This window comes from Bacillus sp. JST-5 (genome assembly GCF_057747715.1).
In genome coordinates, this window is sequence record NZ_JBYLHW010000169.1 from 1 (window position 1) to 713 (window position 713).

Genomic DNA, 713 nt, shown 5'->3' on the forward strand with positions numbered 1-713 from the left:
TGGTGGAGCCTAGCGGGATCGAACCGCTGACCTCCTGCGTGCAAAGCAGGCGCTCTCCCAGCTGAGCTAAGGCCCCAATTAAGTAAGTAGTATATGAATGGTCGGGAAGACAGGATTCGAACCTGCGACCCCATGGTCCCAAACCATGTGCTCTACCAAGCTGAGCTACTTCCCGTTATGTTATATAACTGGCGCGCCCGACAGGAGTCGAACCCATAACCTTCTGATCCGTAGTCAGACGCTCTATCCAATTGAGCTACGGGCGCTAAATGGTGCCGAGGGCCGGACTCGAACCGGCACGGTAGTCACCTACCGCAGGATTTTAAGTCCTGTGTGTCTGCCAATTCCACCACCCCGGCAGGACTTTGGAGCGGAAGACGGGATTCGAACCCGCGACCCCCACCTTGGCAAGGTGGTGTTCTACCACTGAACTACTTCCGCAGAATGCGGGTGGAGGGACTTGAACCCCCACGCCTTGCGGCGCCAGATCCTAAGTCTGGTGCGTCTGCCAATTCCGCCACACCCGCAAATGGTGAGCCATGGAGGACTCGAACCTCCGACCCTCTGATTAAAAGTCAGATGCTCTACCGACTGAGCTAATGGCTCTCATTTTATATTTAGATGTTTTACGTGGTGCCGGCTGCAGGACTTGAACCCGCAACCTACTGATTACAAGTCAGTTGCTCTACCAATTGAGCTAAGCCGGCATATAA

General features: G+C 54.6%; 8 tRNA genes. All 8 read right to left on the minus strand.

What is annotated here, in order from left to right:
- The 8 genes from AC3ASS_RS14400 to AC3ASS_RS14435 all read right to left on the minus strand — a co-directional run bounded on the left by AC3ASS_RS14400 (position 1) and on the right by AC3ASS_RS14435 (position 707).
- Positions 1-76: transfer RNA gene (locus AC3ASS_RS14400), tRNA-Ala, on the minus strand.
- Between the two features lie 22 nt (positions 77-98).
- Positions 99-175, minus strand: a tRNA-Pro gene (locus tag AC3ASS_RS14405).
- A gap of 14 nt (positions 176-189) precedes the next feature.
- Positions 190-266: transfer RNA gene (locus tag AC3ASS_RS14410), tRNA-Arg, on the minus strand.
- A 4-nt stretch (positions 267-270) separates the two neighbouring features.
- Positions 271-359 (minus strand) — tRNA-Leu (locus tag AC3ASS_RS14415).
- 7 nt (positions 360-366) lie between these two features.
- Positions 367-441: transfer RNA gene (locus AC3ASS_RS14420), tRNA-Gly, on the minus strand.
- A 4-nt stretch (positions 442-445) separates the two neighbouring features.
- Positions 446-527: transfer RNA gene (locus tag AC3ASS_RS14425), tRNA-Leu, on the minus strand.
- 3 nt (positions 528-530) lie between these two features.
- Positions 531-606, minus strand: a tRNA-Lys gene (locus AC3ASS_RS14430).
- Between the two features lie 25 nt (positions 607-631).
- Positions 632-707: transfer RNA gene (locus tag AC3ASS_RS14435), tRNA-Thr, on the minus strand.
- Positions 708-713 lie beyond the last annotated feature (6 nt).